At 43.8% G+C, this 26,352-nt stretch carries 17 protein-coding genes; 12 read left to right on the top strand and 5 right to left on the bottom strand.

Annotated elements, in window-relative coordinates; translation table 11 throughout:
- The first annotated feature begins 458 nt into the window (after nt 1-458).
- The 5 genes from DS891_RS05175 to DS891_RS05155 all read left to right on the top strand — a co-directional run bounded on the left by DS891_RS05175 (nt 459) and on the right by DS891_RS05155 (nt 10,894).
- Nucleotides 459-3,317 carry a TonB-dependent receptor gene (locus tag DS891_RS05175; RefSeq protein WP_010604042.1) on the top strand — a complete coding sequence of 953 codons (2,859 nt, stop codon included), beginning with the start codon at nt 459-461 and terminating at the stop codon, nt 3,315-3,317.
- A gap of 158 nt (nt 3,318-3,475) precedes the next feature.
- Nucleotides 3,476-4,990, top strand: a complete 1,515-nt coding sequence (locus DS891_RS05170) for a tryptophan halogenase family protein (protein WP_174169053.1) — start codon at nt 3,476-3,478, stop codon at nt 4,988-4,990.
- A 119-nt stretch (nt 4,991-5,109) separates the two neighbouring features.
- Entirely contained in the window at nt 5,110-6,984 is a 1,875-nt protein-coding gene (locus tag DS891_RS05165) for an alpha-amylase family glycosyl hydrolase (protein WP_102056599.1), read from the top strand.
- Nucleotides 6,985-6,987: 3 nt separating this feature from the next.
- Nucleotides 6,988-8,487, top strand: a complete 1,500-nt coding sequence (locus DS891_RS05160; RefSeq protein WP_174169052.1) for an MFS transporter — start codon at nt 6,988-6,990, stop codon at nt 8,485-8,487.
- A 10-nt stretch (nt 8,488-8,497) separates the two neighbouring features.
- Nucleotides 8,498-10,894, top strand: coding sequence for a glycoside hydrolase family 15 protein (locus DS891_RS05155; protein ID WP_174169051.1), 2,397 nt, complete (start codon nt 8,498-8,500; stop codon nt 10,892-10,894).
- Between the two features lie 61 nt (nt 10,895-10,955).
- Here the strand turns inward: DS891_RS05155 and DS891_RS05150 are convergent, their stop codons facing one another.
- Nucleotides 10,956-11,975, bottom strand: coding sequence for a LacI family DNA-binding transcriptional regulator (locus DS891_RS05150; protein WP_039495539.1), 1,020 nt, complete (start codon nt 11,973-11,975; stop codon nt 10,956-10,958).
- A 318-nt stretch (nt 11,976-12,293) separates the two neighbouring features.
- Here DS891_RS05150 and glk point away from each other — a divergent pair, with 318 nt between their 5' ends.
- The 6 genes from glk (at nt 12,294) to adk (ending at nt 19,211) form a co-directional block, all read left to right on the top strand.
- The gene (gene glk, locus DS891_RS05145) at nt 12,294-13,295 is read left to right on the top strand and encodes a glucokinase (RefSeq protein WP_039495541.1); all 1,002 of its coding nucleotides are present in this window, start codon (nt 12,294-12,296) and stop codon (nt 13,293-13,295) included.
- Between the two features lie 10 nt (nt 13,296-13,305).
- Nucleotides 13,306-14,325: a LacI family DNA-binding transcriptional regulator gene (locus DS891_RS05140; RefSeq protein WP_010378018.1), complete on the top strand. Its 1,020-nt coding sequence runs from the start codon at nt 13,306-13,308 to the stop codon at nt 14,323-14,325.
- 553 nt (nt 14,326-14,878) lie between these two features.
- On the top strand, nt 14,879-16,732 hold the full coding sequence (gene edd / locus DS891_RS05135; RefSeq protein ID WP_174169050.1) for a phosphogluconate dehydratase: 1,854 nt from the start codon (nt 14,879-14,881) through the stop codon (nt 16,730-16,732).
- A 23-nt stretch (nt 16,733-16,755) separates the two neighbouring features.
- A complete protein-coding gene (locus DS891_RS05130; protein WP_010378022.1) occupies nt 16,756-17,376 on the top strand; it encodes a bifunctional 4-hydroxy-2-oxoglutarate aldolase/2-dehydro-3-deoxy-phosphogluconate aldolase in 621 nt (206 codons plus the stop codon).
- A 17-nt stretch (nt 17,377-17,393) separates the two neighbouring features.
- Entirely contained in the window at nt 17,394-18,398 is a 1,005-nt protein-coding gene (gene gap, locus DS891_RS05125) for a type I glyceraldehyde-3-phosphate dehydrogenase (RefSeq protein WP_010604051.1), read from the top strand.
- 168 nt (nt 18,399-18,566) lie between these two features.
- Nucleotides 18,567-19,211 (top strand): adenylate kinase, encoded by a 645-nt coding sequence (gene adk, locus DS891_RS05120; RefSeq protein WP_010378026.1) that lies wholly within the window; start codon nt 18,567-18,569, stop codon nt 19,209-19,211.
- A 76-nt stretch (nt 19,212-19,287) separates the two neighbouring features.
- Here adk and DS891_RS05115 read toward each other — a convergent pair whose 3' ends face one another.
- From DS891_RS05115 to cmoA, 3 genes are all read right to left on the bottom strand, one after another.
- A complete protein-coding gene (locus DS891_RS05115) occupies nt 19,288-19,761 on the bottom strand; it encodes a hypothetical protein (RefSeq protein ID WP_174169049.1) in 474 nt (157 codons plus the stop codon).
- A 183-nt stretch (nt 19,762-19,944) separates the two neighbouring features.
- A complete protein-coding gene (gene cmoB / locus DS891_RS05110; RefSeq protein WP_174169048.1) occupies nt 19,945-20,913 on the bottom strand; it encodes a tRNA 5-methoxyuridine(34)/uridine 5-oxyacetic acid(34) synthase CmoB in 969 nt (322 codons plus the stop codon).
- A gap of 8 nt (nt 20,914-20,921) precedes the next feature.
- Nucleotides 20,922-21,647 carry a carboxy-S-adenosyl-L-methionine synthase CmoA gene (gene cmoA / locus DS891_RS05105; protein ID WP_102056606.1) on the bottom strand — a complete coding sequence of 242 codons (726 nt, stop codon included), beginning with the start codon at nt 21,645-21,647 and terminating at the stop codon, nt 20,922-20,924.
- Nucleotides 21,648-21,762: 115 nt separating this feature from the next.
- Here cmoA and DS891_RS05100 point away from each other — a divergent pair, with 115 nt between their 5' ends.
- Complete coding sequence (locus DS891_RS05100; protein WP_010378035.1) at nt 21,763-22,437, top strand: DUF3334 family protein; 675 nt, start codon at nt 21,763-21,765, stop codon at nt 22,435-22,437.
- A 99-nt stretch (nt 22,438-22,536) separates the two neighbouring features.
- Here the strand turns inward: DS891_RS05100 and DS891_RS05095 are convergent, their stop codons facing one another.
- Entirely contained in the window at nt 22,537-26,268 is a 3,732-nt protein-coding gene (locus tag DS891_RS05095) for a response regulator (protein WP_174169047.1), read from the bottom strand.
- Nucleotides 26,269-26,352 lie beyond the last annotated feature (84 nt).

Genomic DNA, 26,352 nt, shown 5'->3' with positions numbered 1-26,352 from the left:
ATAATTTTATTTTATAAAATAAATTTACCAATATTGACCTTTAAAAGGGAATAACCAGACAAATAAAGCTTTGTAAGAGTGAATTTTTGGTAAGACCAATTTAACTTAAGTATAGCTATAGATTACATGTTGAGGATATTTTGGTGTTCAGTCGACAATAATAGCCCGTGAAAGTTAAGATTTAGTGAAATTAAAGCTGGTAAATAAATGTGGTCGGCCTTTTGACCTTACCCAATAAAACTATATATATATCATTGAGTTGAGTTTTGTTCCTGTAAAAAACCTGTAAATTTCGTTGAAATGCACTAGCTTTGAATACGTATGCATAAAGTTGTTTACAAATTTAATCAGCCGCTAGTATTTGACTGACAACAACTGTGCTCGTTTGTTTTTTCATCAGTTTGCACGCCAGATGAACAAATCGCACAATATAATATGGTTAATTGGGATAAAACATTATGTCTAAGTTCAAACCGAGTATGCTAACGCTTGCGCTGATTGCTGCAGGTGTGAGCCATGCTGCTCCTGTTGAAGATAACACTGCTAATAATGAAGAAAAAAACGTTGAGGTGATCGAAGTTCGAGGTATCTCGCGCAGTATCATCGCCTCAATCGATAAAAAAAGATTTAGCGACACCATTGCAGAAGTAGTTGATGCTGGAGACTTAGCTTCCTTACCTGACGTATCAATCGCTGACTCGTTGAGCCGTCTACCTGGGATCACCGCGGTAAGAGCAAGTGGGCAATCTTCGCAACTTAATATTCGCGGGATGAACGGCGACTTTATTCAAACCACATTAAACGGACGTGAGCAGGCGAGTACCAGTGGATATACTGCAGGTAGTCGCTGGATTTCATTCGACCAATATCCGTCAGAATTAATTAATCAAGCCGCAGTGTATAAATCACCAAAAGCGTCGCTGATTGAAGGCGGTGTTGCGGCTACGGTTGAACTTAAAACGGCAAACCCTCTCGATGCTGAAAAAGAACATAATTTTAATTCTTCGGTAAGATATTCCTACAATGATGCTGCATCAGATGTGGGCGCGGATTCAACAGGCGAACGTATTAGTTTTTCATACCGAGGTAAATTCCTAAATGAGACACTTGGTTTTGCTATTGGTGGGGCGTATCTAAACCAACCAAATAACGCAATTGATATCTCAGCGCATGCTCCTACACGCTCTCAAGATTTTGATGGTGATGGTACAGAAGAGCGTTCGGTCAATGGCTTTCAATATCGTTCAGCCAAAGGCAGCGATGAAAGACTTGGCCTGTTAAGCACTTTGGTGTATCAGCCAACAGACGCATTCAAAGTCCAATTTGATTATTTCCATTCTAAGTTTGAATCGGAAGATAAAAAGAGCGGCTTAAATATTGAAGGATTCTCAAAAGATATTAACTCGTTGTATTCGGTTGATAATGCAGTTGTTAAAGACGGTTTTCTAGTTGCTGGGGATGTGACTATTACGGATCCCAATGGCCCATGGGTTGAGATGCGCTCTGAAGACCAATCAACGGATTCAACCACCGACAGCTTTGGCTTAAACTTGCAATACACGACAGATTCGTGGGAATTAAAGTTCGACTGGGCTCATAGTGAAGGGGAAAAAACGCGTAGAGATATGATTGCTTCAATGCATGCATATGAATACGGTACTTCTACACTGGAAGATGGAACGTTAGTTAACACTTGGCAAGAATTAAGAAATCAAACCTTTTCTTTCGAACAAAGAGAGAAAGACTCACCACTGTTAACACTTGGCAATGGGTATACCGACCTATCTAATATGCGACTGGGTGATTGGGAACAATTTCCTCACAAGTACACAGACGAGTTAGATAGCGTTAAGGTTGATTTTAAGTATTTTATTGAGAACAGCTTTATTTCTTCGATTGAAGTTGGTGCGCGTTGGTCTGACCGTGAATTTACGGATCAACGCTCGACATTTAGATGGGGCGCACGCGAAGGCCAAAATGGTTACCAGTTACCGGATGGCACCATCGTCACGAACAAAGGCTGTGAATTTAATGATCAGAACCACCCGTGTATTCCTCACGATTTGACGGGATATGTTTCGGTTAGAGATACTCGAGGTTTCCAATACTTGGAACTAGACCTTGAAGGTATCGCTAACGAAGTATTTGGTCCGGGCAATTATGAGGCACAGCAAACTTGGGGTCACAATTGGACGCTCATTGAAAGTGGAGCTGTTCGAGAAGAAGTATTAGCCGGTTATATTATGGCAAATATAGATACCGAAATTGCCGACATACCAGTGACGGGTAATTTTGGCGTTCGAGTAGTAAAAACTGATACGAAATCAATAGGCATTCAACAGATCCAAGGCGATGAAGTTGGTGACTCAATCATCGATGATAATGGCGTTGAAAGAACCGATTATCGCCATGTTAATTACGGCCCTGAGTATACGGACACATTGCCTTCACTAAACCTCAATTTCAGAGTGAGTGACACGGACCAAATTAGGTTTGCAGCTGCAGAAGTTATTGGCCGTCCACCTGTCTACCAGCTTAGAGGTGGTGCAGGGTCTTGGGCTGACACCGCAAATGATGGTACTAGTCCTCGTTATAATGTGTGGTCAAAAGGTAACCCAAATTTAGACCCGTTTAGAGCGACTCAAATTGATTTATCTTATGAGCGTTACTTTGAAGATGGTGGTGCTTTTGTTGCCGCGATATTCTGGAAAGATATTGAATCTTTGATTGAAAGTATTACTTATCAAGAAGGTGAGGTTGACTGGGCTGATATTGGCCTAGAGGTACCAGATGGGTTTGTTGCAGGTCAATACCAAACGACTCAGAACAATGATCAAGGTGGATACATAAGAGGTATTGAGCTGGCTTATACCACGATGTTTGATAATTTACCGGGTGTCTTTTCGGGCTTAGGTTTTAACGCTAACTATTCATATACCGAGAGCGAAACAACGGTAGATGGCGGTGGTAACTTCCCTGATCAGCAACTGCCACTCCCTGGTCTATCAAAAAATGTATGGAGTGCTACGGTATTTTGGAACATAGATTCGTTCACAACGCACCTGAATATCCGTTACCGTGATGAGTATGTATATGAAGGGGCTTCACCAGGAGGCTCTTCTCTAGCTTGGGCTGATGAATATACTGTTGTTGATTGGCAGGCATCGTACAACTTTGAGAATGGTTTGGAAGCCGTCTTACAGGTTAATAACCTAACTGATGAGCCAAATACTACTAATTATGGTACTGCACTTGCCACTGGTGAGTACAAAGAGTTTGGTCGCCAGTATTATTTAGGGTTCAACTATAGCTTCTAATTATTAGCAAGCATTCATGGCCACCAAAGTAACACCTGCTTTGGTGGCTTTTTTATAGTCGCTCACTGTGTAATGAGTGGTTATCATCAATTATCTAAATTGATATGTTTGTTTCACTTTCAATACGTGGTTTTTAATAGGTTTAAGGTGCGAAGGCGATGAAAAATCAGAAAATAGTGATTTTAGGTGGTGGAACTGCAGGTTGGATGGCCGCGAATATGATGGCAAAAAGCTGGGCAGATAAAGCGATAGAAATCACTGTGGTTGAATCTTCTAGCATCGGAACTATTGGTGTTGGTGAAGGGTCTACTCCGCAGTTCAAAGGATTTATGGATTATTTAGGTATCTCGGAAGCCGAGTGGATGCCGGCTTGTAATGCGACCTATAAAAATGGCATTCGGTTTATAGATTGGTCGACAAAACCTGGGTTTTCTAGCTATTTTCACCCATTTCCTGCACAACCTGATGACTACAGTGCACCGGCTTTTTTTCATAACAGCTTTGTTCGGCGTAAGGCGATTGACGTAGAGGGCCACCCAGACCACTTTTTTTTAGCAACTCACTTGGCTGATTTAAATAAATCCCCAATTGCTGCAGAAAGCTTCCCATTCGAAATTAATTATGGTTATCACTTTGACTCAGCTTTGCTTGGCCAGTTGTTGGCTCGCAAAGCGGCTGAGTTTAATGTAAAACACATTGATGCCACAATTACCGACGTTCGAAAACACGTTGATGGTGATATTGCGGCACTGATAAGGTCTGATGGTACGGAAATCGCTGGTGATATTTTTATTGACTGCTCGGGCTTCAAAAGTTTACTGCTACAACACACTTTAGGCGTGGGGTTCGAGTCATTCGAGTCCAATTTATTTAACGACGCTGCGGTCGTTATACCTACCAAGCAACTTGACACTATCCGCTCCGAAACACAATCTGTTGCGCGTCAATTTGGGTGGTCTTGGCACATTCCATTAACGAATCGTATCGGTAACGGTTATGTTTATAGTCAGCGTTACTGTAATGCGGATCAAGCCGAAACCGAGCTAAGGGCTGCTTTGGGGTTGTTGGACTCTGATGTAGAAGCTCGGCATATAAAAATGAAAGTCGGGCAAGTTAAAGCGCACTGGAGCAAAAACTGTATAGCGATTGGTTTATCTCAAGGATTCATAGAGCCTTTAGAAGCAACCGCTTTGCATATAGTCCAAGAAACCGTTCAGAGCTTTATTGAATGCTACCAAGATGCGGGCTTTACCGATGGTAACAGAGATAAACACAACCGCGCTTTGAGCGAACGGTATCAGGCTATTCGAGACTATATCGTCGCTCATTATCGTGTGAATAGTCGTACTGACACCAACTACTGGCTTGATAATGCCAACAATAACCACTTATCGCGGTCACTCTATCAAATTTTACAGACTTGGGTTTCTGGTAACAACTTATCGGATGAATTAGTTCGCCAAAACGTTGATCAATATTACCCTTCAGTCAGCTGGCATTGTTTATTGGCAGGTTATGGTATCTACCCAGAACAAGCTCAGCTTAAGTCAGGCAATGCCCTAGCAAACCAACATAGCATCGAAAAAGTGAATGACTTCATCAGACGATGTGGATTGAATTTTAAAGATCACCGAATGGAGCTAGAAAGCTTTGTGGCAAATGTTCACAAGTAACTTGGTATTAATCGTTATAAATAAAATCTAATTAAGGGTCTCTCTGAATACATATGTGATGGGTTCAGTACGTTCGTTTACGCAAATAGACTCTTTTAAAACAGCATTATGACAACACTATGAAAAATAAATCTCTACTATTGGCTGTGTCAGCGCTTTTGGGTGGTGCAGTGAGTTTAAGCGGCTGTGGCCCCAAGCCAGTTGATAAAAAAACCGAACAAATGACATTGCAATCGGAAGTGGCGCCAGTGAGCAAACCTGTTGTTTATCAAGTATTCACAAGGCTCTTTGGCAACACCAAAGCGGTGAACAAACCTTGGGGAACAATAGAGGAAAACGGCGTAGGCAAGTTTTCTGATTTTACTCCTACCGCGTTACAACAAATTAAGGCGATGGGTGTGACCCATGTTTGGTATACCGGCGTGCTCCATCACGCAGTAGTGACGGATTATAGTAAGTATGGGATCAGCCAAGATGATCCTGATGTTGTAAAAGGCAGAGCGGGTTCACCTTATGCAATAAAAGATTACTATAACGTTAACCCTGATCTTGCGAACGATCCTTCTGCGCGACTGGCTGAATTTGAAGCCTTAATTGAACGTACACATGACGCCGGCTTGAAAGTGATCATCGATATTGTGCCAAACCATGTCGCTCGTAACTATGAGTCACTCGGTGCGCCTAAAGGAACTGTCGATTTTGGCGCGAATGACGACACGCAAGTTGCATATGCTAGGGACAATAACTTTTATTACGTGGTTGGTGAGGAATTTACAGTACCAACGAGTGAAGGCTATCAGGTGTTAGGTGGTGGATCTCATCCATTGGCGGATGGCAAATTTGCAGAAAATCCAGCAAAGTGGACCGGTAACGGTGCTCGTGCGGCAAAGCCTGATATTAATGATTGGTATGAAACCGTCAAAGTGAATTACGGGGTGAAGCCTGACGGTAGCTACGATTTCGAACGCCTGCCTGACGATTATGCTCAGCAGGATTACCGTGCACATTTTGAATTTTGGCAACACAAGCAATTGCCAGATAGTTGGTACAAATTTCAAGCCATTACGCACTTTTGGTTAGAAAAGGGCGTAGACGGTTTCCGTTACGATATGGCGGAAATGGTGCCAGTAGAGTTTTGGAGCTTCCTAAACTCTTCGATTAAAACAAAAAATCCTGAAGCTTTCTTGCTTGCAGAAGTCTATAACCCCACTTTATATCGCCCGTATATCAAGCAAGGGAAGATGGATTACCTCTACGACAAAGTGGGTTTCTACGACACGTTAAAGGTGTTAATGCAAGGCAAAGGTAGTGCCCAAGCCGTATTGGATAGTCATCTATCGGTAGCCGATATTGCCCCACATATGTTGCACTTTTTAGAAAACCATGATGAGCAGCGTATCGCAAGCCCTGAATTTGTAGGCGATCCGCTAAAAGGTAAACCCGCTATGGTGGTTAGTCACCTGATAAGCACAGCGCCATCGATGATCTATTTTGGACAAACATTAGGGGAGGATGGCTCTGAGCAGGCGGGGTTCGGCAGCCCAAGCAGAACCAGTATCTTTGACTATATTGGTGTACCCGAACATCAGAAATGGATGAATGACGGGAAGTTTGATGGCGCGCTTCTTTCAAATGAGCAGAAGGCGCTTCGTAATTACTACGTCAAATTACTCAATCTTGCAAAACAGCCGGCGATTGCGGCTGGTGAATACCAGCAAGTCACCCTGAGTGCTGAGATGCCAAGCAATGCTGAAACAGTTATGGCATTTGGCCGTAAATTAGGTCAACAAAAGTTGTTGGTCGTGAGCAACTTTAATGCGGAACAAGAACAAATAGTCACCGTAAATCTGCCTAAAGATTGGCATGGTGCTTATAACGATATTTTAGAGTCACACCCGACTTTACAATTACAACCAACGACTGATGGCGAGCACGTCAACGCAACGATTGCGCTAGCGCCGCTTGCCAGCGCGGTTTATCAAGTAGAGAAGTAAGCTATGCAACAAGAACAACAAAAACCACAACTCAGTTTTTGGCAGATATGGAATATGTGCTTTGGGTTTCTTGGGATCCAATTTGGTTTTGCACTGCAAAACGGCAATGTGAGTCGTATTTTTCAAACCCTCGGTGCCAAGGTCGATGACATCCCTATATTGTGGGTTGCAGCGCCCTTAACGGGTTTAATCGTGCAGCCAATTATCGGCTACTGGAGTGATAGAACATGGGGAAAACTTGGGCGTAGAAGACCATTTTTCTTGTGGGGGGCTATTCTCACCACGCTATCGCTTTTCATTATGCCCAATTCTCCAACGCTTTGGATTGCGGCGGGTATGCTGTGGATCATGGATGCGTCGATCAACGTCACGATGGAGCCGTTTAGAGCATTAGTAGGTGATAATCTGAATGAAAAGCAACGTGCTACAGGTTATGCGATGCAGAGCTTTTTCATTGGCGTCGGTGCCGTGGTCGCGTCTGCGCTGCCTTGGATGATGACTAATTGGTTTGAGGTGAGTAACACAGCTCCTGCAGGACAAATCCCTGACTCGGTAAAATACGCATTTTACTGGGGGGGAGCTATCTTGTTCATCTCCGTATTGTGGACGATTCTAAAAACGAAAGAATATAGCCCTGAGCAACTCGCAGCCTTTGAACAAGCGCAAACGAATACGCAGAGCGCAACTCAATCAGGCTTACCTATGAACTTTTTAAAAGGCAGTGCGGTGAGCGGTTTCATTGGCGTTATTGTACTGCTTGCCGTTGCACTTCTTGGCCTTGAAAAAGAGCTTTATTTGCTTAGCGGGCTGCTCATCGCTTTTGCAATTGTATTTGTCATTGCGCATGTGATGCAGCAAAAGCAGCGCGTAAGTAATGGTTTTTATCATGTTATTTTTGACTTATTTACGATGCCAAAGACCATGCAGCAGCTTGCTGTGGTGCAGTTTTTTAGCTGGTTTTCGCTATTTGCCATGTGGATCTACACCACCTCAGCGGTGACGAGCCATCACTATGGTACGTCAGATGTAACGAGCAAGCTTTATAACGACGGTGCTGATTGGGTCGGGGTGTTATTTGCAGCCTACAATGGTTTTGCTGCTATTGCTGCGATGGTGATCCCATTCATGGTTAAGCGCATCGGTCTCAAAGGGGCACATGCAGCTAACTTGTTTTTTGGCGCAGTGTCTTTAATTAGCTTCAAATTTATCGCTGACCCCACATTACTTTGGTTGCCAATGGTGGGCATTGGCTTTGCTTGGGCATCTATTTTGTCATTACCTTACGCGATGTTAAGTAACGCTTTGCCAAGCAACAAAATGGGTGTATTTATGGGGATCTTTAACTTTTTTATCGTGATCCCACAATTACTCGCCGCCAGTATTCTAGGTCTAATTCTGCGTCATGGTTTTGATAACCAACCGATATTCGCACTCGTCATCGGAGGCGTGTCATTTTTACTCGCTGCATTAGCTGTTTCAAGAGTCACGATAAAGGCTCAATAAGGAGAACGAGATGATTAAACTATCAACAATCGCACTTGCCTTGGTAAGTGCTGGCCTCATGGGTTGCGGATCACAGCAATCTGGCAATGAAACCCTGACGGCACCAGGTGCACCTGGCGTTAAACCTTATTGGTCATACTCTGGAAAAACGGGGATTGGTACGTCGTACGAAGCGTACCAAGACGGCAAGTATAGCGATTCTACGGCTACTAAAGCAGTTTCAAAGGTATGGTTTTCTGTTGCAAAAGGGATGATCACAGAGACCATGTTTGGACTTATTCACCAAGCGCAGATCAAAGACATGCAATTTATCATCGTGGGTGACGGCTTTGCAGTGAAAGAATCTGATACTGACGCTCTAGATGTCACGATTGACTACCTTTATAAAGATGCCAGTGGGCGCCCGTTATCGCTGGCTTACAAAATATTAAGCAAGGATAAGCAAGGCCGTTTTACTCTTGAAAAGCATATTTTTACCGACCCTGATGGACAAACCTTGTTTGTTCGAGCAAAAGTAGATACTGAATTCAAAAATGTACAGGCTTTTGTGAACGTTAATCCATACGTGAATAACAATGGCTTAAACGATTTTGCAAAAGTGACAGAGCAAGGTTTGTTAGCATGGGAAGGTAAGAACTATCTCTCATTGCAGAGCAAAACCGGCTTTGTTGAAGCATCTGTCGGTTTTACTGGCACCAGCGATAATTTAGCGGCACTTGAGACTACAGGACATATAGCCCAGGCTTATACATCTACAGGCAAAGAGAGTGGCAACGTTAACTGGTTGGCAAACTTAGGAGAAGTAAAGGGCAGCAGCACCTTTGACCTTACCTTGAGTTTTGGTCATTCTCAGCAGCAAAGCTTTGCTGAGGGGGCAGCCACATTAGCCAAAGGTTACGATAAAGTACTGGCTGATTATAATGGTCAAGGCACTGCGATGGGCTGGCAAGATTATCTCGAAAGTTTAGCGCCACTAGAGTCCATGACGGCAAATACCGCAGACAACGGCAAGTTACTTTACATCAGTGCGCTTGTGCTTAAGGCGCAAGAAGATAAAACCCATGCCGGTGCACTGATAGCATCGTTGTCGAATCCATGGGGTGACACAGTACCAGCAGAGCAAGGCCATACCGGTTATAAAGCAGTATGGGTGCGTGATTTTTATCAAGTAGCGATGGCATTTTTGGCGATGGGAGATACACAAACAGCACTCACTGCTTTTGAGTATCTAGAAAAAGTGCAAGTTACGGATAAAACACCGGGTAACCATGGTGATACCGGCTGGTTCTTACAAAAAACGCATGTAGATGGCGAGCTTGAGTGGGTTGGAGTACAGCTTGACCAAACAGCAATGCCGATTATGCTGGCATGGAAACTGTGGCAAGCGGGTGTGCTAAGCGATGATAGACTGGTTTATTGGTACAATAAGATGTTAAAGCCCGCGGCTAACTTTTTAGTTGAAGGAGGGCTGGCTAAAATATTGTGGAATGACACGCAAATCATACCGCCTGCGACGCAACAAGAGCGTTGGGAAGAGCAAAATGGCTATTCACCATCGACTACCGCGGCAATCATTGCAGGCCTTGTGACAGCGAGCGACATTGCTAAATTGGCCGGTGATAAAGCGGGACAAGAGAAATTCCTTGCGACGGCGCAGCAGTACAATCGTGATGTTGAGTCATTCATGTTCACAACCAAAGGTAATCTGCAAAGCAAACACAGTGACGGTCAATATTTTTTCCGTATTGGACAAGACGAAAACCCTAATTCCAGTACGACCTTAAATGCCAATAATGGCCGCAGCGGAATGGATAAGAAGCAAATCATCGACGGTGGCTTTTTAGAACTTGTGCGTTACGGGGTTAGAGGGGCTGATGCCCCAAGCATCGTGGCTACCATGCCTGAATATGATGATGAGTCGATAGCTGAAAACTTAAGAGTAAAATATAGCTTTAAATTTGATGGCGATGTTAATAGTTATCCGGGGTATCGCCGTTACGGTAACGACGGTTATGGTGAAGACGAGAAGCGCGGTATTAATTATGCCGAAAATGGTCAGAATACCGATGGCCAACGCGGTCGAGTGTGGCCTTTCTTTACCGGAGAGCGTGGTCACTATGATATTGCGCTGGCGCTGCTCGATGGTGAGTTAAGTGCGGATGAACAGAGCAAAATACAAAATACCTACGTGAAGGGGATGGAGCACTTTGCTAATGAAGGCATGATGTTACCTGAGCAAGTATGGGATGGTGTGGGTAAAAATACCTTTGGCTATCAACTTGGCGAAGGAACCAACTCGGCGACGCCTTTGGCTTGGACACATGCTGAATACGTAAAGTTAGTGCGCTCTCTTAATGAAAAACAAGTGTGGGATCACTACCCAATCGTAGAAAGTAAACTGAAATAACAAACAGTAAGTAAACCCATAAAAAATGCCGAAGATGAGTTCGGCATTTTTATCGCTATTGCTACCGTGAAGACTGCCTAACAATCAATTTCGGTGGCAAGAGAGTAGAGGCTACCGCTTCACCTCGGATAAGCGTAAGTAAGTTATCGACCAGCATTTGTCCTGCCAATGTGGTGTTTTGCTGCACAGTAGTTAAAGAGGGAGAAACATAACCCGCAGCGGCAATGTTATCAAAGCCAACGACATGTACATCATGAGGCACGCGAACGCCTGCTTCTTGAAGCGCCTTAATCGCGCCAATAGCAATAAGATCGCTAGCAGCGAAAAGCGCGTTAAATTTAACATTGTTGGCGATTAAGGAGCGAGTTGCATGATACCCAGAGTCTTCTGTGGAAATCGCATTTGCCATCTTACGGTCGCTCACCTCAATACCTTTTGCTTTAAGGGTGTCTCTAAAGCCTTTAAAACGTGCAAAAAACTCCGGGCTGTGATCCGAAGCATCGCCAATAAACGCACAATCTGTTCTGACCATGTCAATTAAATGCTTTGCAGCCAATACACCACCACCGTAATTGTCGCAGCTCACAGTGAGGTCTGGACGGTTATCAACTGTTGCCCCCCAACAAACAAACTTTGTGTGGTTGTCGAGTAGAGTTTGTAACTTTGACTGGTAATCGATGTAATCACCATAGCCTAGTAAAATTAACCCGTCAGCACGGTGACTATCCTCGTAATCGGCATGCCAATCACTGCTCGTCGATTGGAACGATACTAAAAGGTCATAGCCTTCTTTTGCGCACGCTCGGGTAATACTGCCAAGCATACTTAAAAAGAACGGATTAATTTGTGACTCGTCTTCTGTGGGATCTTCAAATAGCAGCAAAGCCAATGTACTGCTTTGCTGAGTGCGCAGATTACTCGCGTTTTTATCGACCTTATAGTTAAGCTTTTTAGCAATCTCATGAACGCGACGACGTGTTTCTTCGTTAACCAAAGGGCTATTTCTTAGGGCGCGCGACACCGTAGATTGCGAAACGCCAGCATAATGGGCGATATCAAATGAAGTTGCTTTACCTTTCATGTTCTTCTCAACGCTTAAGACAGTGACATTGTCAGCCATTCAATTTTTTTTTCAACCAATTTCACCGAATTTGCAAATTTTTATTGATACAGTCTGACACCGGTGTCATAATGTCGATGTTTTATCATTTTGTTGTCAAAACGTATTTGGCTGCCCTATGCCAAGGGCAGCATTTTTTTACCAAATTAACAGAATAACAGGTAAGAGCAAAAGCCAAGGCGTGCAAATTTTGGCGAGTTGAGACAATAAATTGCAGGACGTGTGCTGGCAGCCCTGATGTTAGCCCAAGCATAATCGCAGTGATAAAGAGATAATAATATGAGCCAGACAACAAGCCATTCATCCGTGCCGTTTGAGCCGATTGTCGTTGCCGACATCGGGGGAACAAACGCCAGATTTGCAATCGTGTCAGATTTTGATACACGAACTAACCATTTTGTAATTACGCATCAAGCCACTTTTCCTAGTGCTGAATTCCAGTCTTTTGAATCCGCTATCCAAAAATATTTAACTGAGCTACCTGTAGCGCAGCCAAGCCGAGCCTGTCTCGCGGTTGCCGGTCCTATCAAATCTCAGCAAGTTCATTTAACTAATTTAGGTTGGCATTTTAATTCCGAAGACATCAAAGCCCAGTTCGATTTTACCGAACTTGCCGTGATCAACGACTTTGCCGCTTTTGCCTATGCGGCGCCCTACTTAGCACTAGAGAAAAACCTAGTGATTAAGCAAGGCCAGCCTGAGCTAGGTGCAAATATCGGTGTAATGGGTCCTGGCACTGGATTTGGTGCGGCTTGTCTTGCTAGAGATATTAATGGCAGCGCGGTGATGAGCTGTGAAGCGGGACATATCTCACTTGCACCGGTTACTGCCTTAGATAAAGAGCTGTTAACGGTACTGCGCGCGAGTATTCAACATGTTTCAGTCGAGACGGTGTTTTCAGGCCCAGGTATTGCGAGACTCTACAAAGCCATGGCAGAAGTGCGTGGTGAGCAAGCTAAAGATCTTAATGCGGCGCAGATCAGTGCGCTCGCGAAAGAGTGCAAGGTTTGTGACGCAACATTGAGTCACTTCTGTGACTGGATGGGGAGCGTAGCAGGCGATTTAGCACTGACTTTTGGTGCCTTAGGTGGTGTTTATATAGGTGGTGGGATCTTGCCGCGGATGAAAGCGCGATTACAAGCAAGTAGCTTTGTTGAACGCTTTACCGAAAAAGGCATGATGTCACAGTACACGAGCCAAATTCCAGTTACTTTGGTGGTACAAGATAATATCCCACTGATTGGCGCAGCAGCATGTATTCATGAGCGACGCCGGGCTTAAGGGTAAATCGATGAAAAAAGTAACTATTAATAGCGTTGCCGAATATGCCGGAGTGTCTAAAAAGACAGTATCTCGGGTATTAAATAACGAGCCAAATGTTAGTCCAGCAACGCGGGAAAAAGTCCTGAAGGTCTTTGAAGAGCTGAATTATAAGCCTAATCCTATTGCACGCGGTTTGGCACAAAATCGTAGCTTTATCATCGGTTGTTTATACGACAACCCATCAAAAAGCTATATCACGCGAGTGCAAAGTGGTGCGCTGGAGGCGTGTCAGAAACATAGTTACAATTTATTGATACATCCTTGTGAACTGCGCGGCCAAGACCTTATCGACAATGTTGATCAGCTGCTTACCACATCGAGACTTGACGGTATTGTGCTTACTCCGCCGTTTTCAGACTCCAACGAGCTTATTGCTTTTTTAAAGCAGCGCAATATTCCTTATGCACGCGTTGCTTCAGCCATTGAAGGCGATGATTCGATTTCAATTCGCAGTAATGACGAGCAGGGCGCTTTTGAGTTAACTGAGCACTTGATTAATTTAGGTCATACCGAAATTGCCTTTATTAAAGGTCACCCTGATCACAGTGCCACAGAAAATCGTTTTTCTGGTTACCAAAAAGCACTGGCAAAGCATGGTATTGAATATCGAGAGCGGTTAGTTGCAGAAGGTAACTTTAGTTATCACTCAGGTGCAGACAGTGCAAAAGCCATATTGGACCTAGAGCCAAGGCCAACGGCTGTATTTGCATCAAACGACTACATGGCTGCGGCTGTGTTAAAACTTGCTACACAGCGAGAGATCAAAGTGCCCGAGCAGTTATCTATTGCTGGGTTTGATAACGCACCTATCGCAAGGCATATTTGGCCGGGTCTGACGACAATAGCACAGCCTGTGGAAGAAATGACTCGGATAGCGGTAGAAGAGCTGATTAAGCATATATCTCAGCCGCAAGAAGCACCGTTTCAGCAAGTTTTAGAAGCTAAACTTATCACTCGAGAGTCGACGAAAGCGCGCTCGAATTCATAACTTTTTCAATTTTTATACTTGCCCCAAAGCCCAACGCTTAGCCGTTGGGCTTTTTATTTTCGCAGCTACTAGGGAATATTGCAGTTCCTTTGTAAATTATTCTACGTAAAGCTAGGACTAGATAAATGCGCAGATTTATGTCGCGATAATCAGGCTCGCTGACCCATAGATTAAAGCTCATGTTGCCAAGTTAAGGCTCATTGATAACTTCGCTATCAAATAATGATTTCGCTCAATCATTAATATTATTCTTTTTGTCATAATAATTACTAATAAAATCAGTTAGGTAATGATTTTAAGACTACAGATATCGGCAAAGTTTTAAGTGGTTATAATTTGGTCATTTTAAAAAGTTAGACTAAATTTATAAGAAGGGTTGACACCGGTGTCAGCTTTGTGCGTAAATATAGTGACACCGGTGTCAGGTTGGGGTGAGAGACAACCTGATAGCGTACCTTTGAACGGGTAAATCAAAGCAGCTCTGTACAAGGATTACCACGAATGCTGGTAATCGTGCAGAGCCTTTTTCCTCTAACACTAGAGAGTCAGTAATATGTTGCATCCACGAATTCAGGAAGTCACCGAACGCGTCATTGAGCGAAGCAAAGCAACACGTCAAGCCTATTTAGCTCGAATCCAACAAGCAAAAAAACAAACGCGCGTACGAGCAGGACTGGGCTGTGGAAACCTAGCACACGTAATGGCTGCTTGCTCAAGCAGTGATAAGACTCGTCTAAAAGAAGACGAGCAACCGAACCTAGCAATTATCAATTCGTACAATGACATGTTGTCTGCGCACGAACCTTATAAAGAATATCCAGATTTAATTAAAGCAGTGGCAAACAAGTTTGACGCGACTGCACAAGTAGCGGGTGGTGTACCTGCTATGTGTGATGGGGTTACCCAAGGTCGCGATGGCATGGAACTGTCTTTGTTCTCTCGTGACGTAATTGCCATGTCAACAGCGGTGGCATTATCACACGATGTCTTCGATGGGGTTTTCTGTCTTGGTGTATGTGACAAAATCGTCCCAGGACTATTAATCGGTGCTTTGTCTTTTGGTCATTTACCCATTTTCTTTTTACCAGCAGGACCGATGCAATCTGGGATCCCGAACAAAGAAAAGGCGCGCATTCGTCAAAAGTTTGCACAGGGCTTAGTCAGCCGCGAAGAGTTACTGGAAGCTGAGAGTGCTTCATATCACAGTGCAGGTACTTGTACTTTCTACGGTACGGCAAACTCGAACCAGATGCTAATGGAGATCATGGGTCTTCATTTACCTGGTAGCTCGTTTATCAATCCATACACAGAATTAAGAGATGGCTTAACGGCGAGTGCGGTTGAGACCATGCTAACTCAGCTACTTGACGGTAAAAGCGGCAATGCACTTGCGGATATCGTGAGTGAAAAAACGGTGATCAATGGCTTGGTCGGTTTGTTGTCTACTGGTGGTTCTACCAATCATGCCATTCACTTAGTCGCAATGGCAAAAGCGGCGGGTGTTCAAATCACTTGGAAAGACATGGCGGATTTGTCTGAAGTAGTGCCGTTATTAACGCGTATTTATCCAAATGGTCATGCCGATGTAAACCACTTCCAAGCGGCTGGCGGCATGGGCTTCTTAATGCGTGAATTAAGAGAAGGCGGCTTCTTACACAATGACGTAAAAACAATTGTGGGTGAAGGACTTGATGCTTACACGATGGAACCACTACTGGATATCAACAGCAATGTGATCATCAGCGATAACCAAGGTCCTGCCAAAGTGAAGTGGGTACCAGTACCCGAGAACTCACTGGATGAAGAAGTACTTCGCCCAGTAGCAAATCCATTTAACAAGCAAGGCGGCTTGCAACTACTTAATGGTAATTTGGGTAAAGCGGTGATTAAAGTGTCTGCGGTACAAGAGCAGCATCAAACGGTGACTGCACCGGCGAAAGTATTCAGCTCTCAAAGCGAATTACAAGAAGCCTTTACTGCTGGCAAGCTTAACCAAGACTTTATTGCCGTGATTAAAGAGCAAGGCCCTAAAGCGAAAGGTATGCCTGAGTTACATAAACTGACACCTGTCATGGCTACATTACAAGACCAAGGTTTTAAAGTGGCGATTGTGACAGATGGTCGTATGTCTGGTGCTTCGGGTAAAGTACCTGCGGCGATCCACCTTGCGCCGGAAGCGGTTGAAGGTGGTGCAATTGCAAAAGTACACGAAGGTGATTTGATCACCTTAAATGCACCAAAAGGCGAATTAGTGCTACATGTTTCTGATGAAGAAATGGCACAGCGCGAATTACAGCTCTCACCGCAATCGCAAACATTTGGTACGGGTCGAGAGCTATTCTCAGGATTTAGACACGTAGTGAGCAGTGCAGATCAAGGTGCATGCTCATTTGGCATCGAAGAATAATAACAGTGGGAATGAGGGTGAGCATGAGTATTAAAGAGATATTGTCAGCAGCACCAGTGGTTCCGGTTATCGTTATTGATAACCTAGAAGACGCGGTGCCGCTTGCTACGGCATTGTTTAATGGTGGCTTAAAAGCACTTGAAGTGACACTTCGTACACCGGTGGCAGCGCAAGCGGTAAAAGACATTAAAGCGGCTTTACCAGACGCCTATGTTGGTACTGGTACGGTAGTGGATAAGGCAACCTTTAATGCCTCTGTAGAAGCCGGCGCTGACTTCATGGTAAGTCCTGGTGTCAATGACGAATTATTGGAACTGGCAAAGTCGTCAAGTATTCCATTTCTTCCAGGTGCTGCAACGCCAAGCGAAGTGATGAAGCTTGCAAGTCACGGTTTTGAATTCTTAAAGTTTTTCCCAGCGGAAGCTGCAGGTGGTGCACCAATGCTTAAATCCATTGGCGGACCAATTCCACAAGTAAAATTCTGTCCAACGGGTGGTATTTCGTTGGCAACTGCACCTAAGTATCTTGCACTCGACAATGTGGTATGTGTGGGCGGTACTTGGATGCTTGATAAAGCACTTATCGCAAACAAAGACTGGCAAGCCATTGAAGCGCTTGCGAAACAAGCAAGTGAAGTAAAATAGATTAGGGGACAGTTATCATGATTAATATCGCAATTAATGGCTATGGACGTATCGGTCGTAACGTACTTCGTGCACTGTACGAGTCAGGTCAGAATAAAGACATCAAAGTCGTTGCCATCAACGATCTCGCACCTGCAAACGTAAACGCGCATTTGACTCAATTTGACTCTGTACATGGTCGCTTTCAAGAGCAGGTTGTTCTTAACGACAACACACTCGTTATCGGTGGTGACGAAATCACGCTAACGCAAGAGCGTGACCCTGCAAATCTTCCTTGGAAAGCGCTAAACGTTGATATCGTACTTGAATGTACTGGGTTGTTCACTTCTCGCGAAGCTGCGGCTAAACACATTGAAGCCGGTGCGAAAAAAGTGATTGTATCTGCGCCGGGCACAGATATGGATGCAACGGTTGTTCATGGCGTTAACAGCGAAGTGCTAAATGCTGAATCAACCATTATCTCTAACGCATCTTGTACCACAAACTGTCTTGCGCCTATTGCAAAAGTATTGAATGATACTATTGGTATTGAGCAAGGTAGCATGACAACCATTCATGCCTACACCAACGATCAGAATCTATCAGACGTTTACCACCCGGATTTATATCGTGCGCGTAGTGCTACTCAGTCGATGATCCCGACGAAGACGGGTGCGGCAAAGGCGGTTGGCTTAGTGCTTCCTGAACTTGCTGGCAAACTAGATGGTATGGCGGTTCGTGTGCCAACCATCAACGTATCACTGGTTGATTTAACGTTTGTTGCTAAGCGTGACACTTCAAAAGAAGAAGTGAATGCGGCAATCAAAGCGGCTGCTGAGGGCGCGATGAGTGCAATCCTTGAGTACAATGAATTACCTTTGGTTTCTATCGATTTCAACCACAACCCAGCTTCTTCAGTGTTTGACTCTACACAAACCAAAGTAGATGGAAAGCTGGTAAAAGTGATGGCTTGGTATGATAACGAATGGGGCTTCTCTTGCCGGATGCTAGACCAAGTTAAAGCACTAGGTGCATTTTTATAATCAGGATTAATTTCTGACCAAAAGCTCTGCAGATCGCGGAGCTTTTTTGTTTTTGACGGAAAAATTGCCATTCTTCCTTATCAATTAGTATAAGTTCCTTGAGGATCGGCACCGTATATGGAAAAATTCACCACACAAACACCAATAACTCCAAACGAGGATTCAATTATGCGCATCATCTTGCTAGGCGCGCCGGGTGCAGGTAAAGGTACTCAAGCTCAATTTCTAATGGACAAATATGGGATCCCTCAGATCTCGACAGGCGACATGTTACGTGCTGCTATCAAAGAAGGGACTCCGTTGGGTCTTGAAGCGAAAAAAGTCATGGATGCAGGTCAACTAGTATCTGATGAAATCATTATCGGCTTGGTAAAAGAGCGCATCGCAAAAGAAGATTGTGCAAATGGCTTCTTGCTTGATGGCTTCCCACGCACAATTCCACAAGCAGATGCAATGAAAGAAAATGGCATCAAAGTTGACCATGTTATCGAATTTGACGTGGCAGATGAGATCATCGTTGAGCGTATGAGCGGTCGTCGTGTACACCCAGGTTCTGGTCGTGTTTACCACATCGTTTACAACCCGCCTAAAGTAGAAGGCAAAGATGACGTAACGGGTGAAGACCTAATCATTCGTGATGACGACACTGAAGAGACAGTACGTAAACGTCTGGCGATTTACCATGAGCAAACAAAACCACTGGTAGACTACTACAGTGCGGAAGCGGATGCTGGTAACACGCAATATCACAAACTAGATGGTACACAAGCTGTTGATGCGGTAAGCAAGCAGTTAGGTGAACTATTGGGTTAATAACTAAGCGTTCGCTTGGTTAACGTGTAGGAGTCCTATGGGACTCCTACATTATTTCTAAACTAGCTAAATCGTTTTAATAAGTGCTGTAGTGGAAAGTAATACTTTCTTTTTGACTTGGTTCTGCATAATGGAAGTTGCCTGTGGCTTCTACTCTATGAACGATAGAGGCTGAAATACCCGCTTTAAATGCCTCACCATTAAACGTAGCTGTATTCCCTGAATCGTTAGGATTAATTTCAATGCACTTGAAAGGTGCCGTGCTGTATGCACGACTGAAACAAAGCTCCACCGTTTCATTGCCAGGATCGGCGTAACCCGCTGAAGTATAGCTAACTCCAGTGATAGTACCCGTTTTGCTTCCATATGGGATATCACTTAAATCGATGTTTAATACAGAAAACTCTGTAGTCGAAAGACCGCCTGCTGAGCTTAATACTAGCATCCGACTAGGTTGTTTTTCTTTCGTGATCATAAAATCGTCAGCAATTGCTTGACCACTAAGCGCGAGTGAAGAAATGAAGAGGGCGGTAAGAGACATCTTTTTCATTAACAATTCCTTATTGTATAGTCTAATTCAAGCTATGCAGTGCAACTGCATAGTGGCGTGATTGTAATGAACGAAGAATGTTTGGGTCAACCTTAGATTTGTAAAATAATACAACTAAATCATAGGTTTATGATTTTAATTTGATGGGTCTTATGAGTAAGGGGCTGGTGCCCCTTACCGGTTTTACGCTTTCGCGATAAAAATTGCACGGAGTGGAGCGGGGTAGCCTTCAATGGTCTTGCTGGTGTCTTTTGGATCTAAGAAATCAGCAAGCGACTCTGTTTCCATCCAAGGAGTTTGGCGCTGTTCGTCTAACGACGTGACATCTTTGTTTACTACCTTGATATCTTTGAATCCCACGCGCTCAAGCCATAATGTTAATGCGTCGCAGCTTGGAATAAACCAGACATTGCGCATCTTGGCGTAGCGATCGGTCGGCACCAATACTGTGTTTACATCGCCCTCAATCACGAGTGTTTCTAGCACTAATTCGCCACCTTTTCTTAGCTGAGACTTTAGCTGTGCTAAAAAGTCGATTGGTGAACGACGGTGATATAGCACGCCCATTGAAAACACAGTATCAAATGCTTTTAGCTCAGGAAGTTGCTCTACACCTAGGGGTAGTAAATGCACGTTCGGATCGGGGTTAAAGTGTTTAATAGTTTGGAATTGGCATAAAAATAGATCGGAGGGATCAATGCCAACAACAAGCTCTGCGCCTTCACCGCGCATACGCCACAAGTGATAACCTGAGCCACAACCGATATCCAATACATTACGGCCGTGAAGGTCGCTGATATGGGGGAGCAGTCGGTCCCATTTCCAGTCGCTGCGCCACTCAGTATCAATATGGACGCCATGTAAATGAAATGGTCCCTTACGCCATGGCATCATGCGTTTTAGTAAATGCGTTAACTGCTTTTGATGACCTTCATTGACGTCTTCGCCAGTACCTATCTCAACCTTGGTTTTTATATCAACATGGGTGGTTGAGATCTCTGGTAGATTTTTAATGACTTTTTCCCATTTCGGCCAGTCGCCATGTTGGGCTTCTTTTTGCCAATGGCTAAGCTGCGCAGGCAACGTTTCTAGCCAATGGCTCAAAGGGGTTTTCGCAATGGTTGCATAAAAGTCGGTAAACCAATGATTCATAATTGCCTCTATTTTATTGCTACCATTGAGCAGAAGTTAAAGCACTGATACCACACTTGAGTTTGATTAAAGCCAATAGCTTCTAATCTTGTCATATGGGTACTTAACAAGTCCGTGCGCATCACGTTTTCAATCGCGTTGCGTTTTTGGCTGATCTCTAATTCTGAGTAGCCATTGTGGCGTTTAAAGTCGTGGTGAAGGTCGATAAGTAAGTTGTCTTTAGTATCGTTTTCACCGCGGATTTTTTCACTTAATAGCAGTACACCACCAGGTTTCAAACCCTGATATATTTTTTCTAGAACCGCTTTGCGGTTTTCTGGTGGAATAAACTGTAGGGTGAAGTTCATCGCAACGACAGATGCATTGCTAATCTCTATTTCATTGATATCACCTAACGTGACCGAGACTGGGACGTCGGATTTAAAGCCTTTTAGATGCAGTTGGCAGCGCTCTACCATAGGCTGTGAATTGTCCACGGCAATGATATGACAGTTTTCTTTATCTATATTTCTACGCATGCTTAGCGTGACTGCGCCTAAAGAGCAGCCTAAGTCATATAAGTTTGAGTTACTTTGCGCGTAAGTACCCGCAAGTTTGCCCATTGTGCTTACTATTGTCGCGTAGCCCGGCACTGAGCGCTGGATCATATCTGGAAACACTTCGACGACATTGGCGTCGAAAGTGAAATCTTTCACTGCTTGTTCAGTGGCATAAATACTGTCTTTGCCCGTCACATTTAATCTCTCTTTGAAAATAATCTCGCTATTTTAGCATTTTATGCTGGATAGTCAGTGATAAATTCAGTAGCTTGGCTACTATTAATAATAAGAAGTAACTATGAGACCAAAAATGGCGAAAAGCAAAGTGATTAGCACAGAAGACATCCTCTCAACGCTATGCCACTCAGTAACAGAAGTTCTGTCGTCGGCAAGCGGCAACCAAATTAATTATTCCGCGATGGTACAAAAGATAACTCGTACCTGTATGAGGCCTGACATCGGCTGTTTCGTATTGTTTGATGGCGGCTTTACCGGTTTAGTCGTAACTAATTTTACCGCGCAAGCCGCGATGGAGGTGTATACCGACTACATGCGTAACATGGGCATGCCTGAAGAAGAAATTGCGCATAGTCATTTATCTGATGACGTTGCCAATGTATTGGGTGAGTTGATGAATCAGATTGTTGGTGATTTCACCAACAAAGTACGTGAGCAGCTACATACCTCTATCACGCAAAACCAGCCTAAGATGATGGCTATCAACAAACAGGTGCAGATCTCGGTAGACACAACGATGGATCGCCCGCAGGCGAGACGCGTTACCTTTACCACTCAAGGCCAGAATATTTTCTATCTTGAATTGGCAATGGATAAAACTGAATTCATTAAGCTACATGACTTTGATATTGCAGAGTCGGTAGACCCAGATGACATTATTGCAAGTCAGGCTGAGAAGAAAAAGCCAGCGAAGCCTCAGGAAGAAGATGTTGTAGATGACGACTTTATGGATCAGTTAGGACTGTAAAACCGTATTTAGAGCACCTAACAGAAAGGCCACATCTGTGGCCTTTCTGTTAGGTAAAAATCTTCATTGCGCCCTCGGATAAAATATATAGTAATGGCACTAATGCAGTGCGCCTTTTCCTGCATTGAGCTCAGGTGCTTCTTCTACATGCTTTATGGATGTTAGCATCATAAAGGCTTCATTGAACTCAAAGCGGGCGATGGCGGTTTTTAATTTCTGTAGTTCTGGTTCAGTCAAATAGCTACTTACTGAAATTGAGTCTACTAGCTCTGTGGCTTGAGTATCATAATCTCTTAATGCACATGCGAGCTGGATGAGTTCCTCTAATTGACTATTGCCACCTTTTTCTTCGTTGTTTTTCGTTACACTTTTTACCTGATGAGACGCTTCTTTTTTACGACGCTTTTGGCATTGTTCCAGTGCATATTTAACGTATTTAATCAGCTCGTCAATTTCGCTTGCATTAGGTGGGCGGACATTGAGAGAAGCCTCAATGTGCTTAAATTCCTCGGTCAGCCTAACAATCGAAAGGTTAGCACTAGCACCTTTTAATGCATGTAACATGCTATGTGCCAGTTCAAAATTTTCAATGGCTAAAGCCTGTTTTAAATTGATCAGCTCTTCAATCTGCTGGGACAGGAACTTTTCTAAGATATCGAAGTAAACCTTTTGGTTGCCAGCTGCTCGAGCAATACCCTCGGCAATATCAATACCTTCAAACTCAATGATCTCATCAATTTCCTCTATCTCTGCAACGACTTTTGGTGGGTTAACTTCTGGTGTTGTTAAAAGGCCATCGGCTTCGGGGCATACGTATTTCAAAATACTTTTAACGAGTTGTTCAACGTCGATGGGTTTGGTTACGTGGTCATTCATACCAGCATCGATGCAAGTCTGTATGTCTTCTTCCATGGCATTGGCGGTCATCGCTAGAATAGGAAGTGTATTTTTATCGAACTCTATGCGAAGGTTTTGCGTCGCGGTAATGCCGTCCATCACTGGCATTTGCATATCCATTAAAACAATATCTATGTGTTTGCTATGAACTTGATCAATGGCTTCTTGTCCATTGTCTGCGACCGCTACTTGCGCTCCGAAGCTAGATAAGATCTCCGCTGCTATCTCCTGATTGACTGGCTGATCCTCCGAGACCAAAATTGATATGCCATTTAGTGCTTGTTTACTAATCGTTTGTTCTTTTTTGGTGATAGTGGTTCTTACTTCCGGTGAGTCAAACACGGCATTTTGAATAACGTCCACAAGGTTTGACGGATTAATCGGCTTTAAAAGTACACCATCAATTAAACTGGCTTGGCTATCGTTGAGGTTTAATTCTCGACCATAAGCGGTGACTAAAATAAACTTACTTTGCGACACATCGACCTGCGATTGCAGCTTAGTGATCAGCTCAATGCCATCTAATTTTGGCATATGCCAATCGACAAAAATAAGATCGGGTAACTCTTGTGTCAGGACGAATTGATTTAACGCTTTATGAGGGTCTAAATAAGAACAAACCTGCATACCAAAGTTTGTTAGCATACCGCTTAACACGTCCAATGCGTGTTGGTTATCGTCAATAATTGTTGCTGATAGTTCTGATAAGTGGGTAGAGGCCATTTTCGCCTGACTCAGCTCGTCACTGACTTCCATTTCTAATGTGAAATAAAATTCCGAACCGACGTTTTCCTCGCTCTCAACATATATTTCTCCCCCCATAAGCTTGACCAATTGTTGCGAAATCGTGAGGCCAAGCCCTGTACCGCCATATTTTCGGGTGATCGAATTGTCTGCTTGCGAGAAAGATTGAAATAGGTTTTTTTGCTGGCGTTTATTCATGCCAATACCAGAGTCTTTTACGCTAAACTTAATTTTTGCTAACCCTTTTTCGACATTGACAAGGGCGACACGAATAACAACCTCACCGGTTTCTGTGAATTTAACTGCGTTACCCGCTAAATTGATGAGTACTTGGCTTATTCTAAATTGATCGCCAATCACGCAGTAGGGCACTTGTGAGTCGATATCAAAGACTAACTCTAGTTGTTTTTCTTGGGCTTTTACACTGACGATGGTGGCGACATTGTCGAGTAGTTTTTCTGTTGAAAAGGCCTGATATTCTAACTCGATTTTGCCAGCTTCGATTTTTGAAAAATCGAGTATATCGTTGATCAATCTCAGTAATTGCTTTGCGGCTGTATCTATTTTTGATACGTAGTCGTGCTGTTTTGCATTCAATTCTGTCGCGAGCGCGAGATGAGACATACCAATAATCGCGTTCATTGGGGTTCTAATTTCATGGCTCATGTTGGCGAGGAATTCGCTTTTCGCTTTTGCCGAGTTTTGGGCCAAGTTTTTTGCTTCTATGAGTTCACGTTGTAGTTGGTTCCTCTCCGAAACGTCAAGGTACATGCCAACAATACCAGCTACATCGCCATTTTCATTAAAAAATGGCGCTTCGTATACAATCAGTTCCCGCGGCTGTTCTTGGCCATCGAGCAATAATACTTCATAGGTTTGCTCCTGGGTTGTGGTGGTAATTTCGTGGGCTTTGGATTCAAATAGACTGGCTATTCCTAGATCAAAAACCTCGTCTAACTTGGCGCCAATCACATCTACTTCAAATTGATCTAACAGTGTTAAAAAGGACTTGTTTACGCCCATAAATACACCGTCAGTCGAACGATAATACGTGGGGTTTGGGATAGCATTGATAATATGGTGAGTAAGTTCGAGTTGTTCGCTTAAGGCCGATTCTGCCTTTTGCTGCTTTTCGATATTTTCATTGATGGCAAGCGCGAGGCTTAAGTCCTTACACAAATACTCGAGCGCTTCAAATTGGCTGTCTATCAACACCTGAGCACTACCTACTAGCAGCACATAGACAACATGATTACCGATGGCTAGTGGAAAGCAATAACGGCCTTGTAACTTCACTTCAACTTCTTGTTCTTTGAGCCACAACGGTTCTTGTTGTACTTGTGGTTCATTATTTGCTGCGCAATGCGCTAGAGTGGACGCAATAATTGAATGGCTTGGTGTCACCCCATGGCTTTTCACTAACGACAAGGCGTCGTCTTCTAAATTGGCATAGAGGCAAACACTCGGTGCATTGAACTCATTGGCAATAAACTCTAGTGCATGGCGCACGATAGGCTCGGAGCCGGTGATGGATTTTAGTTCGCGATTATAGTTTTCGATAATTGCGGCTGACGCCAACTTTTGGCTTTGAGAGGTGGTGGCAACATGGATCGCTTGCGTGAGCCGTTTTACATCGACGTCACTGTTTGTAGGCACCACAGAAAGAGGGGCGCCATTTAACGCTTGTGCACGTAGCGTATTGACGATGCGATATAGCGGGGAGAAATGTTTGGTGCGCATAAACCAAACATAAAAGCTTAAAAATAGTGTTAATACCGCGAAGGCAAGGCCGGTAATCAACAGTATTAGGAGTTGTTGATTTGTGCTTGTTTCAAGTTCAGCGTTTGCAATGAGAGGCAATTGTGAGATGGCATTTTGATAACTTTGAGGCAAATCGGCCTGCTCAACCGTATCTGCTAAAAATTGAGACTTTAGTCTTGCTTGGGTTTCATAGATTTGTTGTAACGGAAGTGGTAATGGATGACTTGGTGCAGATTTGATTTCACCTAGCCATTGGACGTTTTTATCTTTGCTATACATCTCTAGTGATAGGTGGTTGTGGTAAGCGGTATTAACGTCGGTCGCGAGAGTGCTGTGAGTAGTTGTTGAGTAGTAGATAAGCGTTGCGCTTCCTAGGGCAGCCATCAAGGCGAAAAGTGCGATCCAACTTAGTAATGCTTTTGAGGACATAAGTTATTATTTACGCGTGAATTTATATATAAACATAGTCGCGATATACAATATCTCAAGCTATGCTGTAAAAAGTGTCTATCT

It is taken from the genome of Pseudoalteromonas sp. JC28 (assembly GCF_013319255.1).
In the GTDB taxonomy this organism is placed as follows: Bacteria; Pseudomonadota; Gammaproteobacteria; order Enterobacterales; family Alteromonadaceae; genus Pseudoalteromonas.
This window is presented reverse-complemented; position numbering and strand designations above follow the sequence as displayed.